Annotated in this window: 13 protein-coding genes and 1 pseudogene; 9 read left to right on the top strand and 5 right to left on the bottom strand. The window is 71.5% G+C overall.

What is annotated here, in order from left to right:
- Positions 1-180, bottom strand: a pseudogene (locus ASC93_RS31470) (hypothetical protein); the annotation flags it as partial.
- 376 nt (positions 181-556) lie between these two features.
- On the opposite strand from ASC93_RS31470, the gene ASC93_RS18815 reads away from it, so the two are divergent.
- Positions 557-901 carry a DUF1566 domain-containing protein gene (locus ASC93_RS18815; RefSeq protein ID WP_229412789.1) on the top strand — a complete coding sequence of 115 codons (345 nt, stop codon included), beginning with the start codon at positions 557-559 and terminating at the stop codon, positions 899-901.
- A gap of 116 nt (positions 902-1,017) precedes the next feature.
- On the opposite strand, the gene ASC93_RS18810 is transcribed toward ASC93_RS18815, so the two are convergent.
- Positions 1,018-2,472, bottom strand: a complete 1,455-nt coding sequence (locus ASC93_RS18810) for a M28 family peptidase (protein ID WP_056445690.1) — start codon at positions 2,470-2,472, stop codon at positions 1,018-1,020.
- A 102-nt stretch (positions 2,473-2,574) separates the two neighbouring features.
- Complete coding sequence (locus ASC93_RS18805) at positions 2,575-3,717, bottom strand: metallophosphoesterase (protein ID WP_056445688.1); 1,143 nt, start codon at positions 3,715-3,717, stop codon at positions 2,575-2,577.
- 217 nt (positions 3,718-3,934) lie between these two features.
- Between ASC93_RS18805 and ASC93_RS18800 the strand changes: the two genes are divergently transcribed.
- Positions 3,935-4,411 (top strand): glycine zipper domain-containing protein, encoded by a 477-nt coding sequence (locus ASC93_RS18800; protein ID WP_056445685.1) that lies wholly within the window; start codon positions 3,935-3,937, stop codon positions 4,409-4,411.
- 63 nt (positions 4,412-4,474) lie between these two features.
- Here ASC93_RS18800 and ASC93_RS18795 read toward each other — a convergent pair whose 3' ends face one another.
- Positions 4,475-4,858, bottom strand: coding sequence for a hypothetical protein (locus ASC93_RS18795; RefSeq protein ID WP_056445682.1), 384 nt, complete (start codon positions 4,856-4,858; stop codon positions 4,475-4,477).
- A 138-nt stretch (positions 4,859-4,996) separates the two neighbouring features.
- On the opposite strand from ASC93_RS18795, the gene ASC93_RS18790 reads away from it, so the two are divergent.
- Genes ASC93_RS18790 through ASC93_RS18775 form a run of 4 tightly spaced genes read left to right on the top strand, consistent with a single transcriptional unit; the run spans position 4,997 to position 10,338 of the window.
- Entirely contained in the window at positions 4,997-5,959 is a 963-nt protein-coding gene (locus tag ASC93_RS18790; protein ID WP_056445678.1) for a hypothetical protein, read from the top strand.
- Complete coding sequence (locus tag ASC93_RS18785; protein ID WP_056445675.1) at positions 5,956-8,307, top strand: FtsW/RodA/SpoVE family cell cycle protein; 2,352 nt, start codon at positions 5,956-5,958, stop codon at positions 8,305-8,307. Before ASC93_RS18790 ends, ASC93_RS18785 begins: the two co-directional genes overlap by 4 nt.
- Positions 8,277-9,839, top strand: a complete 1,563-nt coding sequence (locus tag ASC93_RS18780; protein ID WP_056445673.1) for a hypothetical protein — start codon at positions 8,277-8,279, stop codon at positions 9,837-9,839. Before ASC93_RS18785 ends, ASC93_RS18780 begins: the two co-directional genes overlap by 31 nt.
- Positions 9,840-9,846: 7 nt before the next feature.
- Entirely contained in the window at positions 9,847-10,338 is a 492-nt protein-coding gene (locus ASC93_RS18775) for an SH3 domain-containing protein (protein ID WP_229412788.1), read from the top strand.
- On the opposite strand, the gene ASC93_RS18770 is transcribed toward ASC93_RS18775, so the two are convergent.
- On the bottom strand, positions 10,312-10,824 hold the full coding sequence (locus ASC93_RS18770) for a GNAT family N-acetyltransferase (RefSeq protein WP_229412787.1): 513 nt from the start codon (positions 10,822-10,824) through the stop codon (positions 10,312-10,314). The genes ASC93_RS18775 and ASC93_RS18770 overlap by 27 nt on opposite strands.
- Positions 10,825-10,948: 124 nt before the next feature.
- On the opposite strand from ASC93_RS18770, the gene ASC93_RS18765 reads away from it, so the two are divergent.
- From ASC93_RS18765 to ASC93_RS18755, 3 genes are all read left to right on the top strand, one after another.
- Positions 10,949-12,217: an MFS transporter gene (locus ASC93_RS18765; protein ID WP_056445670.1), complete on the top strand. Its 1,269-nt coding sequence runs from the start codon at positions 10,949-10,951 to the stop codon at positions 12,215-12,217.
- Between the two features lie 41 nt (positions 12,218-12,258).
- Positions 12,259-13,245: a PP2C family serine/threonine-protein phosphatase gene (locus ASC93_RS18760; RefSeq protein ID WP_229412786.1), complete on the top strand. Its 987-nt coding sequence runs from the start codon at positions 12,259-12,261 to the stop codon at positions 13,243-13,245.
- Positions 13,246-13,379: 134 nt separating this feature from the next.
- Positions 13,380-14,885, top strand: a complete 1,506-nt coding sequence (locus tag ASC93_RS18755) for an FHA domain-containing protein (RefSeq protein ID WP_082548157.1) — start codon at positions 13,380-13,382, stop codon at positions 14,883-14,885.
- The last annotated feature ends 224 nt before the right edge of the window (positions 14,886-15,109 follow it).

The following is a 15,109-nucleotide window of genomic DNA, read 5'->3' as shown; positions in this document are numbered from 1 at the left end:
CAGGGTCTTGAACGGCGCGGCCTTCGTGCCCGCGGCCGTGTCCGAGCCGGTCGGCGACACGTAATAGTTATAGGTCGTGGCCGGCGTGGTCATCGCCATGGCGCTGCCACCGGCGGACAACAGGACTGCGGCACTGCAGGACAGCAGGGTGTTCAGACGGACGTTCGAAGCAAATTTCATCGGAGAGTTTCCTTGCATTAAAAAGTGAAGATAACCCTTTGACGCAAGGAAACTGCCTTGGTTCAACTTTTTCGAAAAAAAATTTCCCATGGTAACGAGTTGCTAAGCAACATTACCCAAGAGAATCAATAGCTTACTGATTTGCAATTGCAAACTTTTTGCGGACGAGATGGGCGCGACCTCGTGCGCCCGTTTAACAGTTGCCTTTGAACAGTGTCGGCGAAAAGTTGAGAACCACTGCAGCGCACTCCGTTATGAGCTAGGTCGTATCGAACGTCGCAACCAAGCGCAGCGATCGATGGTCATACAAAGACCGCAAGACATGAAGACATGACGAAAGGGTTGCGCAATGGGTGATTACCTGAGGATCCAAGGAATGTTGAAGGAAGGCGAAGCCTATGCCGGCCTGATACTCGGCAAGAACGGCGAGTCCGACTACCACCTCGTGCTGCTGGCGGACGACACGTCCGACGTCAGCTGGCCGGCCGCGCGGGAATGGGCCGCCGCGCAGGATGGGGAGTTGCCGACGCGGCGCGAACTTGCCCTGCTGTTCGCCAACCTGCGCGAGCGCTTCGATCGCGTGTGGTACTGGTCGAACGAACCGCACGATACGCGGCCGCAACTGGTCTGGGGGCAGAATTTTGCCAGCGGCATCCAGACCGTGTACGGCCGTCCGTTCCGCGGCCACGCGCGCGCGATCCGGCGCATCGACGCCGGGTAACGCGAACGGGAGGCGCCGCGCCCGGAACGGCGCAACGGCCGGATGGGAGGCATGGGAACGCGCACGCGTAGACGGTGCGCGGCGCCCGTCAACGACCGTGCGCGTCGACGACCGTGTTACTTGGCGGCCTTCGCCTCGGTCGCGGCGTTGGCACGGCCGAGCGGCTGGTCCATATTGGCCAGGAACCAGGCCGTCGTCGCCATCACGGCGGCGTGGCGGCGCAGGTTTTCCGGGTTCACCTTATCGAAGGTATCGGCGGGGGTATGGTGATAATTGAAGTAGTCGGCAGAATCGATCCACGGCTCGAAGCTCGGCACGCCGGAATCCTCGAGGTCGTGCAGGTCGCCGGAACCGACGACGTCGTCGCGCCGGAATGCCCCCGCGCCCATCGGATACAGGGCCGCCTGCAGCGGCGCCAGCAGCTTGGCGCCCGCCAGGCTGATGCCCGCGTGCAGGCCGAACGGACGGCCCGAACCGCCGTCGTCCTCGTACGCGGCAAAATGCTTGTCGGCGACCTTCTTGTTGACGGCGTCATAGGTATGCCCGCCGCGTCCGCCGTTCTCCTCGTTCATCCAGGCGACGACGCGGATCGTGCGGTGCGCATGGTAGTCCAGCTTGCGCAGCGTATCGATCACGGCCATCGCGCTGACGACGCCCGAGCCGTCGTCGTTGGCGCCCGTCGCGAGGTCCCACGAATCCAGGTGGCCGGACACGAGCACGATCTCGTCCGCCTTGTCCGTGCCCGGCCAGTCGGCGATCACGTTATAGCTGTCGGCGTCCGGCAGGATCTGCGGCGTCAGCGTCAGGTGCATGGTGACGGGGCCGCGTTTCGACAGGCGGCTGATCAGCAGCGAATCCTCGATCGTGACGGCCGCCGCGGGGATGCGCGCATCGTCCTTGAGCAAGGTCGCGCCCGTGTGCGGAATGCGATAGGCGGCGCCGCCCACGGCGCGCACGAGCGCCGCCACGGCGCCCATCTCGGCCGCCATGCGCGGGCCGGCCCCGCGGAAGGCGACGGCCTGGCCATACGCGGTGCCGGCCAGGCCGCGGTCCGCCATGCTCTGGTCGAACGGCACGTCGAACAGCACGATCCGGCCCTTGACCTCGGCCGCGCGCGCCTTGAGTTCCTCGAACGTGCGCACGACGATCACGGGCGCCGTGATGCCGGCGGCCGGCGTCGCGCCCGAGCCGCCCAGCGCCGTCAGCACGATCTTCTGCGTGACGCCGGCCGGCCGGCCCTGGTAGTCGACGAGCGCGCCCTTCTCTTCCCCGCGCACCCAGTGCGGCACCTTGATCGGCTGCAGCGTGACCTTGGCACCCAGCTTGCGCAATTCGGCGGCGACCTGCGTCACCGCGGCGGCCGCGCCGGGCGAGCCCGACAGGCGCGGGCCGACGAGGTCCGTCAAGTCCTCCAGCCGCTGGTAGGCGTAATCGCTCTGCAACGCCGTATCGCGCACCTTGGCGAGCGCGGCCGGATCATTGCCGGGATTGGCGGCACTCGCGGTGGCGCCCAGCATGCAGGCGGCGGCGGCGATCAGGCTCAGGGCGGGAAGACAGAGACGGCGGTTCATGCGTGCGATCCTTTGGTCGGTGACGAAACCAAAACGATAACGCATCCCACTGTGTTTGTGGAAATATATTGGCGTACATATATCCACCCGTGCCGCGGGCCGTCAGACGCGGCCGGGCACCAGGCTCACGAGCGTGATCTCGGACGGCGCGCCGAAGCGCTTGGGCGGTCCCCAATAGCCGGTGCCGCGGCTCGTGTACACCCACAGCGAGCGCACGCGGTTCAGGCCGGCCACGAACGGTTGCTGCAACGGCACGAACAAATTCCACGGGAAGAACTGGCCGCCGTGCGTATGGCCGGACAATTGCAGGTCGAAGCCGGCCTCGGCCGCGGCCGGCGCGCTGCGCGGCTGGTGGGCCAGCAAAATGCGCACGGCGACGTCGTCCGGCGCGCCGGCGGCGGCCAGGTGCGGATCGCTCCTGTGGGCGGGATCGAAATGCTGGGCCGTATAGTCGGTGACGCCGGCGATCATGACCTTGGCGCGGCCCCGGTGCCGGATCACGTGCTCGTTCATCAGCACGCGCAGGCCGAGGCGGCGCACCTCGGTCACCCACTGATCGACGCCAGAATAATATTCATGGTTGCCAGTGACGAAGAAGGCGCCGTCCGGCGCGGACAGCCGCGCCAGCGGTTCCGTGTGCAGGGCGAGGCGCTGCACGGTCCCGTCGACGAGGTCGCCCGTGATGGCGATGGCGTCCGGCTTGAGCGCATTGACCTTCGTGACGATGGCGTTCAGGTAGGGGCGGCGGATCGTGGGGCCGACGTGGATGTCGGAAATCTGCGCGATCGAATACCCGTGCAGGTCTTCGGGCAAGCCGTCGATCGGCACCTCGACCCTGACGACGCGCGCCACGCGGCGGGCATTGATGAAGCCGACGAGCGTGACGGCCAGCGCCACCAGCGGCACGGCGACGGCGCTGTGGCGGGTGAATCCGGGCCCGCCGGCGCCGCCGAGCGCCAGTGCCAGCAGCACGACGTCGCGCACGAGCGTCAGCACGAACAGCGAAGAAAAGAAACCCATGGCCAGCAGCCCGGCCCACGTCAGCGGTCCGGACCAGCGCGTGCGGCGCAGGCTCGGCGCGACGAGGCCGATGCGCACGAGCGCGGCCGAGACGGCAAGCAGCACCGTCCCCGCCAGCATCCCGAACGGGCCGGCGCCCATGCCAGGCAACAGCCGCAGGCCGATGTACGCATGCAACAGCACCAGGATGGCAAGAATGGAAACGAACGAACGTCGGCGCGCCATGGTGGAGTCGGATCAGTCGATAATCCTTCCAAGATGGGGCAGCCGGCGCCGACTGCAAGGGCAGAAACACGTTTCCGGCGCTTATGTTACCGACCCGGAAGCAACTGTAATAATCTGTATTAACGCGTGGCACCATCCGGTGCCCGATCTATGATGCTTGCATGCCTGGCGTAGTCGCGATCATCCCGATCCCCCGTTGAGGCGCAAGGAACAAGCCATGTTGAAGAAAAAATGCATTGGTGCCATGCTCCTGGCCGCAGCTGCCGTGTCCTCCACGGCGATGGCTGACGATCGGGGCGTGAACACGGTCGTCGGCGCGCTGGCCGGCGCCGCCATCGGCGGTGGCGTGGGTGGCCGCAACGGCGCCATCGTCGGCGGCGTCATCGGTGCCGCGGTCGGCAACTCCGCCCGCACGAACGACGACTATTACTACCGCAACCGCGGCTACTCGGGCGGCTATTCCGAGGGCTATTACCAGTCGGCACCGACCTACGTCGAGCCCCGCCCGGTGTACGTCGAATCGCGCCCCGTGTACGTCGAGCCGCAGCGCTATTACTACGATGCGCGCCCGGACGTCGTCGTCGTCGAACGCGGCCGCGGCCGCGGGTACGATCACGACCGGGGCTGGCATCGCGGCTGGGACCATGACCGCGGCTGGGACCGCGGCCACGATCGCGGCGGCTGGCACCGCTGATCGCAGCACCGAACGATAACAAGCCGCGCCTCGTGCGCGGCTTTTTATCGCCTCGACGCCCCGTCAGTGCTGCGCCGCCAGGGCGGATGCGGACGAGCGGGCATCCGCCTTCAGCGCGAACCACGTCCAGAGTCCCCCGCACAGATCGATCACGCCGAACACCACGATCATCGGACTGACGAGGCCCTTGATCGCGAATACGAGAAACACGACGAAAACGAGGACGCGCGTGTAGACCGATGCTTCGAGAAACGGCCTGAACCCGGCGCAAATCCAGATATACACACCGAGACAGGACGCGAGGAGGCCGACGACGCGTATCCAGACCTCACCCGTGGGCGCGATCCCGAACAGCGACAGCAGCGCGTTCGGCGCGAACACCAGCACGGGCCCGACGACGAACAGGTAGACGGCAAACACCTTGGCACTCAATGCGGATCTCGACATGTGTTCCTTTCGCGCCCATTGCAAAACCGGCAATATGGTCGAGATTAACACAGACCGCCACGGCACATTGGACCCGCTTTTCCCCTCCCCCCGCTAATCCCCGGCAAGCGGCAGCCGGCCGCCGGCGCGGGAGGACACATGGTCGAAGCAGGCGACATCATCACGTTGACGGCGGGCGCCTGGCGCCTGCTGGCGCCGCTGGGCGGTTCCAGCTACGGCCAGGTCTGGCGCGCCGAGTCCGTACTGGACGGCCTGCCCGCGGCCATGAAACTCGTCAACCGCGCGCAGATGGACCTGGCCCTGCCGCCGCAGCGCGCGGCCTGGCGCGCCTGCTTCGACGCCGAGATCGCATTCCTGCGCAGCCTGCAGCCGTGGGACCAGCGCCACATCGTGCGCCTGCTCGACAGCGGCGAACACGACGGCCTGCCCGCGCTGGCGCTGGAATTGCTGGACGGCGACCTGGCCGCCCACCTGGCGGCATTGCGCAGCCGTGGCGCGGGCCCGGGCGCCGACCGCGCGCTGGCCTGGGTGGGCCAGGTCAACGGCGCGCTCGCGAAAGTCCACCAGTACGGCTGGCGCTATCTCGACCTCAAGCCGGCCAACCTGCTCGTCGACGCGCGCGGCAGCGTGCTGAAACTGGCCGACTTCGGCACCAACCGTCCCTTGCTGGACAGCGCCGCCCATTCCTACGCCGGCACGGCCGCCTGGCAGGCGCCCGAGCAATTCTTCCCGGACGCCGGCGGCCGCTACCGGACCGACGCGCGCAGCGATTACTTCGCGCTGGGCGCCCTGCTCTACTACCTCGTCGCCGGCATCCCGCTGCGCTTTTGCGCCGCCTGCGCCGACGCCTACCGCTCGCACGGCGCAGCCGGCGCGGGCGCACTGGGCGCACCGCCCGCGATCCTCGCGCCCGACGAGACCGCGCTGTTCCTCGCGCGCGCAGCCGCCCCCGACCACGATGCGCTGCTGGTCCTGCTGCGCGCGCTGCTGGCGCCGCGTCCCGACGCGCGTCCGCGCCATGCGCTCGAGATCAGCCGCCTGATCGCGCGCGCGGCAGAGGGCCTGGACCGCGCGCCCGGCGCCTGGCGGAGCGCCGCATGACGCCCGCATCGTCACGCACGGCGCGCGTGTGCGCCGGCGCCGCGCTGGCCGCGCTGTGCGCACTGCAGATGCTCGCACTGCTGCGCGCCCCGGCCGCGTGGATGCCGGCGCGCGTGGCCGTCGTGCTGGCCCCGGGCGCGGCGCTCGATCTCGACCACGCCGCCCTCGGCGCGCCGGTCGACGACGGCGGCCGGCTGCAACTGCGCCGCGGCGCGGACGGCAGCTGGTGGGCGGCCGCCGACGACGCGGCCAGCACGCTGCTCGTCCAGGACGGCGAGCGCCGGCGCCGCAGCGGCAGCGTCGTGCTGCGGCCGGGCCAGCGGTTCCAGCCGGGCGCCCTGCGCATCGACGTCGGCGCGGCGGGCGCCGATGCCGTGTCCTTGTCCGCCGGCCGCACGGCCTGGCGCTACGACGGCGCCCTGCTGCGCCGCGACGGCCGCCCGCAGCCGGCCTGTCCGGACGCGCGCATCGGCACGCGCCTGGCCGGCCTGTGGAACCGGATCGCGCCCGGCATGCTCGCCTTCGGCCGCCCGCTCGTTTTCGGGGGCAACCTCGATTGCGGCAACCGCATCGCCGTCGCCGGCCTGCCGGCGCCCGCCGCCACCGTCGCGCGCGGCCGCGCCAACGACGGCTTCGTGCTGGCCGCCGCGCCATCCGTCCCGGTGCTGCTGACCGAGGACGGCCACGCTGCGCTGCTGGCCGGACGGCCGCTGCGCCTCGACGGCGGCCGGACCCTCGTCGCCGGCCGCACGCGCCTGCTGCTCGCGATGGACGGCGACGTGCTGCGCCTGCGTCCCGCCGGCCACGTGGCCCTGTATCCGGATGCGGCGCCGCGCCTGCCGCCCGGCGTCACGTGGACGTGGACCCGCCGCGCGCCGTGGGACCTGCCGGCGCAGGCCGGCGTGCCGCTGCTGGTGGTTCTCGGCCTCGCGGGCGCGGGCGCGCTCGCGGCGGCGCTCGTCGCGCGTGCGGGCGCGCGCCTGCGTGCCGGCGCGGCGGCCGGCACGGCCCTGCTGCTGGCCGGCACCGGCATCGTGCTGTTCTGGCTCCAGCGCAGCGGCGCGCCGCCCGGCGCGGGCGTCGGCCTGGCCGCCGCCTGGGCCGCGCTGGCGTTCGCGCTGCTGGCGCCGCGCCGTCTCGACCCCGTCCTCGCCGCCGCGCTGCCGCTGCTGGCGCTCGGCCTGCTGGCGCAGCTCGACCTGGGCCTGGGTGCGCCGGACACCGCGTGGCTGCGCCACTTCCACAAGACGGCGGCACTGCTGGCGCTGGCCTGCGGCGCCGCCACGCTGGCGGGGCTCGTGCGGCCGGCGCGGCCGCTGCCCCAGGCGCGCATCGAACTGGCGCTGCTGCTGCTGACCGGCGCGGCGCTCCTCGCGCTGCTGCTGCAGGTCGCGTACGGCGACGAGACCGGCGTGTTCGACCTGCAGCCCGTGGAATTCGCCAAGCTGGCGCTGGCCGCGCTGTCCGCCCACTGCCTGGCGCTCGCCTGCGCGGACGGTCCCGCGCCCGGCGGTGCATGGCGGCGCGGCCTGCGGCTCGCGGCGCCCGCGCTGCTGTTCATGCTGCTGCTCGGCGTCGCGCTCGTGCAGGTCGACGACTATTCGCCGCTCGTGCTGCTGGCGCTGTGGGCCGGCACGATGATGCTGGCCCAGGCGCTGGCCACGCGGCGCCGCGGCACTGTATTGGCGCTCGCGTGCATGGGCGGCGCTGCCGTGCTGGCCGTGGTGCTGCTGCGCGGCGTCGGCGCGGACGGCATCGCGCGCTGGGATTTCTATGCCGACCGCTTCCTCGTCTGGCTCGATCCCGGCACGCATCCGCACACGGGACAGCAGTTGCTGCTGGGCGCCCGCGCCATCGCACAAGGCGGCTGGCGCGGCGCCGACGGCGCGTTCGGCGTGGCGAACCTGGGCCTCGCCCCCGGCTTCGCGCTGCGCATCCCGGCCGTGCAGGACGACTTCGCCGCGTCCTTTTTCCTGCAGCGCCACGGCCTGCTTGCTGCCGTCGGCCTGTGGCTGCTGCAGGCGCTGTTCCTCGCGGCGCTGCTGCGCCTGGCCGTGCGCTGCTGGCTGGCCGCCAGGGACGCACGCGACTACCGCGTCGCGTGGCTCGCGCGCCTGCGCTGCTTTTTCCTGGCCGGCGGCGCCGCGTTCGCGTTCGGCCACTTCCTGCTCTCGTGGGGCACGAACCTCGCGATCTTCCCGGTGATGGGCCAGCCGATGAGCTTCCTGTCGGCGGGCGGCTCGCACCTGCTGTTTTTCATCTGCCCCCTGCTAGGTGCCGCTGCCGCCAGCAGCCAATCTTTAGAGGAGAACGAATCATGCCGGTCTACGTCCAACATGAAGTCCTAGGCAAGGTGGGCGACGTCTTCGACGCCCACGCCATCTGGCAGGCGCCGGGCCTGGCGCTGTTCGCGCGCCGCCCGCTGCTGCGCGACCTGCTGGAACGCACGCCGCGCGAGCAACGGGGCCGCGCCGCCGTCCGCTGCTTTTCCCACATCACGCTGATGCTGCCGCAGGAAGAGGTCGACGACGACCGCCACCTCACGCGCGGCGCCCGCGTGCGCGACCTCGCGCAAGGCCTGGCGGCGCTGCACCAGAAGGATTTCGGCGACCTGCTGCAGGGCGACGACGTGCGCTACCACGTCGTCGGCGCCGACCGCCTGGAACCGGGCGAGGTGGAGGTCAAGTTCGGCCACGCCGTCTACCTGCCGGCGGCGGGCGAAGCCGTGCAGTACACGGTCGCCGTATCGCGCGACAGCGCCGTGTGGAAGACCGTCTGCGCCATCTACCCGAACCAGCGCCTCACCCTCATCGGCCACGACGAGCACGAAGCGACCTACGCCGCGCCGGGCTGGCCGTTCGGCGCGGAAGGCGCCGTCCTCCTCATCAACGACGGCCCGGACGCGCCGCTGGAAGTCCAGGTGCGGCCCAAGGACGCCTTCGACTGCAGCTGGGATGCGGCGGCCGGCTACTGGACGATCAAGTCGCGCCGCGGCGCGGTCGACGCCACCGGCGCAGCGCTGCGCCTGCTGCTGCGCGTGACGCCGGTGCGGCCAGCCGCCACCGCGCGCCCGCCGGCAGCCGTCGCGAAAACCCCGGCGGCGCCGGCCCGTCCCGCCGTCTGGAAGCCACGCGCCGTGCTGGATTCCGAACTGACAGCCGTACCCCTGGCGCGGGACCCGGCGCCGCAGCCGGCCGGCGCGCCGCCGGACGCGACCTATGCGCCCGTGCCGCGCCAGCGCGTGGCGCTGGCCGCGCTGGCGCTGCCGCGGCTGTCGCGCTACCGCGAGACGGGCGCGCAGGTGCTGGAGATCGGCCTGAACCGCGCCTTCGTCCCCGCGGCCCAAGCGCAGGACGCCATCATCGGCTTCGCCGTCGACGACCAGGACGAGCTGCAGGCCATCACGCCCGCCGGCCGCGAACGGATCGCGGTGCCGGCCAGCTTCAGCCCCGTCGACGGCACGCGCGTGGAACTCGCCGCGTGCGCCCCTGCGCTGGCCGACCGCTACTGCGCCCTGCTGCTATTGCCGCAGCCGCCGGCGCTGCCGGTGGCGCCCGGCGCGCGCTTCACGTTCGGCCGCGGCGCACCCATGCTGGCGGCGCTGCGCCTGCTGGATTCGCCGCGCTTCGTGCGCAACGCGGCCGGCACGCCGCCGTCGAGCGCCGACCGGCTGGGCCTCTCGCGCGACGCGTTCAGCTTCGAAGCGGGGCCGGACGGCTGGCTGATCGCGCGCCTGTCGCCCACGCAGGCCTTGTACCACCTGGACGAGCAGCTGGCCTTCGTCGCCGCGATCGACGCGGCAACGCCGGAGCAGCCGTACCGCCTGCCGGCCGGACACCACCTCGTCGCCGGCCATTACGTGCTGCGCTTCGATGCCTGAGGCGCGCATGGACTCTGCCGCCTTCACCGTGCCGCCCTGGCTGGCCCCGTGGCTGGGGCCCTGGCTCATCTGGGGCCTCGCGTTCACGATCACGCTCGTGCTGGCCGCGTGGTGCACGCCGCGCGCGTGGTGGCGCCGGCCCAACGCGCGGGCGCTGGCGGTGCTGGGCGGCGGCACGTTCGTCTTCGGGATGCTGTTGTCGGCGCTGCTGCCGTCCGCGCCCGCGCCGCTCGAAGCCACGGCGGCTGTCCGGACGGCGGCGGTTGCCGCGGTGGCCCCGGCGGCCGGCGCGCGCTACCGCGTCGCGGCCGACCTGAACCTGCGCGAAGACCGCGGCGTGCGCGCCGTGCGCAGGCGGGTGCTGCGCGCCGGCACCATCGTCACCGCGACGGGTGCGACGGACGGCGACTGGTGGCAGGTGCGCGCCCGCGCCGACGGCCGCGCCGTGGACGGCTGGGCCAGCAGCCTGTGGCTACGCCGGATCGACGAGGGCCGCTGACCCGGCTTCGACGCGCCGCATCGGGTTGTAGGGCACCGAGTCCGGCTGCGTGGGCGCCGTCCGTTCGAAGCCGAGCGACGCGTAGAACGGCACGGCGACGTTCGACGCGTTGACGGTGAAGACGCCCGGATGCCCCGGCTGCAGCGCCGCGGCGCGCGCCGCATGCCACAGGGCCTGCGCGATCCCGCGCCGCTGGTAGGCCGCGTCCACGAACAGGTGGTACAGGTGCGTGCCGCCGCGCATGCCGATGAAGCCGGCCAGCACGCCGTCCACGACGGCCGCGTGATAGACGAAGCCGGCGTCGAGGTTGCGGCGCAGGGCCGCCGCGTCGTGCAGGGCGAGGAAGGCCGCGCCGTCGTCGGGCGCGGCCTCGTGCAGGATGAAGGTCTCGGCCGCGCGCCGCAACACGGCGGCGGCGGCATCGATGTCGGCGGGTTCGAACGGACGGATCTGCATGTGCGCGAAGGACAGCGGATAAAACGCCAAGATAGCATGGCCGCACGGGGCTTGTCGAAACGTCACGTTGGGAAAACCCCGCACCGGCGGGGCAAACGCAGGCAAGTCCCGCCGCCGCGTTGACCCGGCCGTGGCGCGCCCGTAGACTGGGTTCATGACGAAATTCCGCCTCGCCCCCGCCGCGCCGCCCCATGCCCAGACGCCGGCCCCGGCCCGGCAAAGGGTCCCGCTGACGCAGCCCCTGCGCCATGCGCGCTACCGGCGCCTGTGGTGCGCCAACCTGGTCTCGAACCTCGGCACGTGGATACAGACGTTCGCGTCGGCCTGGCTGATCGCGTCCAGCTCGCACTCGGCGTCGACGACGACGCTCGTGCAGACCTCGACCTACATTCCTGTGTTCCTGTTCGCGCTGTTCGCCGGCGTCGTCGCGGATGCCGTGCACCGGCCGCAGTTCCTGTTCTTCTGCAATCTGTTCATGGCCGGCTGCGCGTGCACGCTGGCGGCCCTCGTGACGACCGGGCATGCGCCCCATGCCGCCGTGCTGGCGGTGCTCTTCTGCCTCGGCTGCGGCTCGGCATTCATGTGGCCCGCGTGGCAGGCAGCGATGTCCGGTCTCGTCGAGCCGGACGAAGTGGAAGCGGCGGCGACCCTCAACAACCTGTCGTACAACACGGCCGCGATCCTCGGTCCGGCGCTGGGCGGGGTGCTGTTCAAGTGGATCGGCCCCGGCCCGCTGTTCCTCGTCAACGCCGTCTCGTTCGTCGGCCTGCTGGCCGTGTACCGCACCTGGTGGCGCGAGGACGGCGGCCGGCCCAGGCCTTGCGCGGGCTACGGCGCGCGCCTGCGCGAAGGCCTGGCGACGGCGTTCGGCTGCCCGCGCTACCGGCGCATCCTGCGCAACGTGGCGACCGTGTTCTTCGCCACCATCGCGTTCGCCGGCCTGCTGCCCGTGTTCGTGCGCGACGTGCTGCGCATGGACGCCAGCGTGTTCGGCACGTTGATGGGCAGCCTGGGCGGCGGCGCCGTCGTCGCCGCGTTCTGCCTGCCCGCGATCCGCGCCCGCGTCGACAAGACGAACATCCTGGCCGGCGCGCTCGCCGTGTACGGCGCGATGCTGGCCACGATGCCCTTCCTGCACACGCTCACGCTCCTGATCCCGCTGATCGTGTGCGGCGGCATGGCCTGGTCGGCCGTGGTGTCGACCCTGAACGCGGCCGCCCAGCTGTCGTTCCCGGCCGACGTGCGGGCCCGCACGCTGGCGATCTACCTCGTCGTGATGGCGGGCGGCTACACGGCCGGGAGCCTGTTCTGGGGCCGCGTCGCGGATGCCTGGGGCGTGCGCTGCGCGATGGCGGCGGCCGGCGCCTGCGTGCTCGTGAACGCGGCCGTGTTAGTAACAGGTAAGCGGAAAAACCCCATCTGATCGACGCTTGGCGAAACGGCATTTCCGGTTACAGTATGGAGATGCCGACATCGTCCCCCGCCGTTTCTCCCGCCGACGCCTGGATTGCCGGGCTGCGCTTCGCCGCGTTCGACGTCGCCGCCTGCTCGCGCCTGGGCGCCGGACCGCGCCTGCGCGCGGAAAACCAGGACAACCTGCTGCTGATCGACGAAGACGGCAACGCGGCCTGGCTGCAGGACCAGACCGTGCAGCGCCGCCGCCTGCCCGGCTGGCGCGCGGGCCACGCCCGGCTCGCGGTGCTGGACGGGATGGGCGGCCATGGCCACGGGCGCGAAGCGGCGGAGGCCGTCGTCGCGGGCCTGCTCGCCATGCCGCCGTGCGCCGGCGCCGCCGAACTGGCGCGCCGCCTGGACACGCTGCACGCCGACCTGCAGCGCCATTTCGCCGATGCGCCGGGCGCGCGCCCCGGCACGACGTTGACCATGCTGGAACTGCGCGCCGGCGACACGCCGCTGCTGTACCACGTGGGCGATTCGCGCCTGTACGAAATCCTGCCAGAGCGGGCGACGCCGCTGACGGTCGACCACGTGCCCGCCACCGCCTATGCGATGGCCGGCCTGCTGGGCGAAGCCGACTGGTGGCAGCAGGTCCACGGCGAGCACCGGCCCCAGGTCGCGCAGGCCTTCCTGCTCGGGAACGCGTTCGCCGATCCGGCGCGGCTGAACGATCCGCTGTTCGAACTGTCGCCGCTGAACCTGCCGGCCTGGCTGTGGCGCCTGGCCGACCGCCGTCCCGTCGAACTGCGCCCCGGCGCGTCGTACCTGCTGGCGACGGACGGCCTGTGGTCGTGCTCCGACCCGCAGGGCTGGGTGCGCCAGTGGCCGCAGTTGCTGGGGAACCGCGCGGACGCCGCCACGATGCTGCGCACCCTGCTGGCCGCCTACGATGCCCATCCGGCTGCGTTTTTCTATCCCGACAACGTCAGCGCGATCCTGCTGCGCGTTCCCGGCGACAGCCCGCGCGACGAGACGGCGCTGCCCGGCGCATGATGTTGTAAATGATGCATTTTGGAAAAAAGTCTTGCTCAACAATGAATTCCGCGCGCCGCGCTCGGCTACAATCGCGTAAGCTGAGGCCCGAACACCCCGTCCGCAGCATCACCCTGCCGAGCCGATAACCGCCCATGAAGCGTTGCAGCAGTCCCGATCACCCGCATTGCACGGTCTGGGTCGCCCCCGGCGAGCCGGTGTGCGCGCACGGGCACCGGCAGGCGCCGGGGTCCGCGGACCTGCTCGGCGCCAGCTTCGACCTGTTGCAACGCGTGCGGACCGGCGGCGCGCCGGCGCGCATGCCGGAGGCCATCCGGCCGGCGCCCCGTCCGCACCTGCACGTGAGCGGCTTCGATCCGCGCGCGGCGGGCGGCCGCCAGGCCATCAAGCTGGAACTGCGCGGCATGCCGGACGACGTGCCGCCGCAACTGACCCTGTTACTGGAATCGCAACTGTTGCCGGACGACGGCGGCCGCCAGCAATTCAGCCGCACCCTGCGCGGCGACTGGCGCCCCGTGTTCGTGGAATTCTCGTCGCGCGGCCGCGAGCACGGCCAGTACCGCATCGACCTCGAACTGCATGCCCGCGACCCCGCCCACCCGGCCGCGGCGCGCACCTGGGTGGCGACGCTCGTGCTGCTCGTGCCGCGCCCGGACGCCTCGCTGGGCGAGATCCACCAGACCTTCCTCGCGACGCACAAGAACGTGCGCATCAGCGCCGACGACGCCGGCATCGCCCGCGTGCACGGCCTGGCCGGCGGCGGCGCGATGGACATCGACATCCAGGCCCGCAATGCCTCCATCGCCCAGCTGACCCTCGATGCGAACGCCGGCGGCAAGGTGGCCGTCGCCCTGCCGACCATCGCATGGGACGAGGACCTGATCGAAATCGACCTCCCGGCCGAACGGGCGGCGCATCCCTGCCCGGCGAGCACCGCCTGCCTCGTGTACGCGGAACCGGACGCCGGCTTTCATCGCCACGTGCGCCTGTTCGCGCTGGAAGAATGCGTGCTGGGCCGCCACGAACCCGGCGACGCCGATTGCGACCTGCTGCTCGAACACTACGGCGAGCACGGCCCGGAGCGGCAAGGCCTCACGCGCCGCCTGTCCGCGCGCCACGCCGTCATCCGGCCGGCGCGCGGCGGCTTCGAGATCGAGGACGTGTCGCGCTACGGCCTGCTGCTGGACGGCGCCTGGCCGGGCAAGCACGCGCCGGTGCCGCTGCGGCTCGGCATGCGCATCGAACTGACGGCCAGCATCCGCGGCGTGGTGACGTTCGTCGTCACCGCGCTGCACGCGCACGCGCTGACCCTGCACCGCGTGGACGCCGGCGGCGCCGCCGAGTGCTTCATGCTGTTCGCGCCGGGCGTCGAGCCGCAACCGAACAGCGGCGCCGCGCTGCCCCGCGCGGCCGGCATGCCGATCCTGTTCCACCGCGACGGCGGCTTCTGGCACCTCGACCCGGGAACCGGCCAGGAAACGGTGCTGGGTCCCGCCACCGTGCTGGAACGCCTCGCCCGCTTCACGGGCCGGGTGCGCTTCGCCTGCAGGGCGCGACCGGAAGACCAGGCCGGGCGCGAGGACGAGCCAAGACAGGCCGGCGACCTTAGACGCGCGGCCGCCCGCCTGCTCGACGCCTGAGTGTCCCGCTCAACCGGGGCGCAGTATCAGGAAGATCAGCGCCGCGCCGGTCAGCAGGACCGCCTCCAGCGACAGCACGATGAACGGGATCTGGATGTCCTTGGGAATGCGCATGGCAACCTCCTCGTATCCGAAATGCGCGCAAGACGCGCAGGACGCGGACGGCACGGCCGGCCTCGCCCGCGTGCCATTTCATTATGTCACTGCCGTGGAGTTGCTGCTTC

It is taken from the genome of Massilia sp. Root335 (assembly GCF_001425685.1).
Taxonomy (GTDB): Bacteria; Pseudomonadota; Gammaproteobacteria; order Burkholderiales; family Burkholderiaceae_D; genus Telluria; species Telluria luteola.
This window is presented reverse-complemented; position numbering and strand designations above follow the sequence as displayed.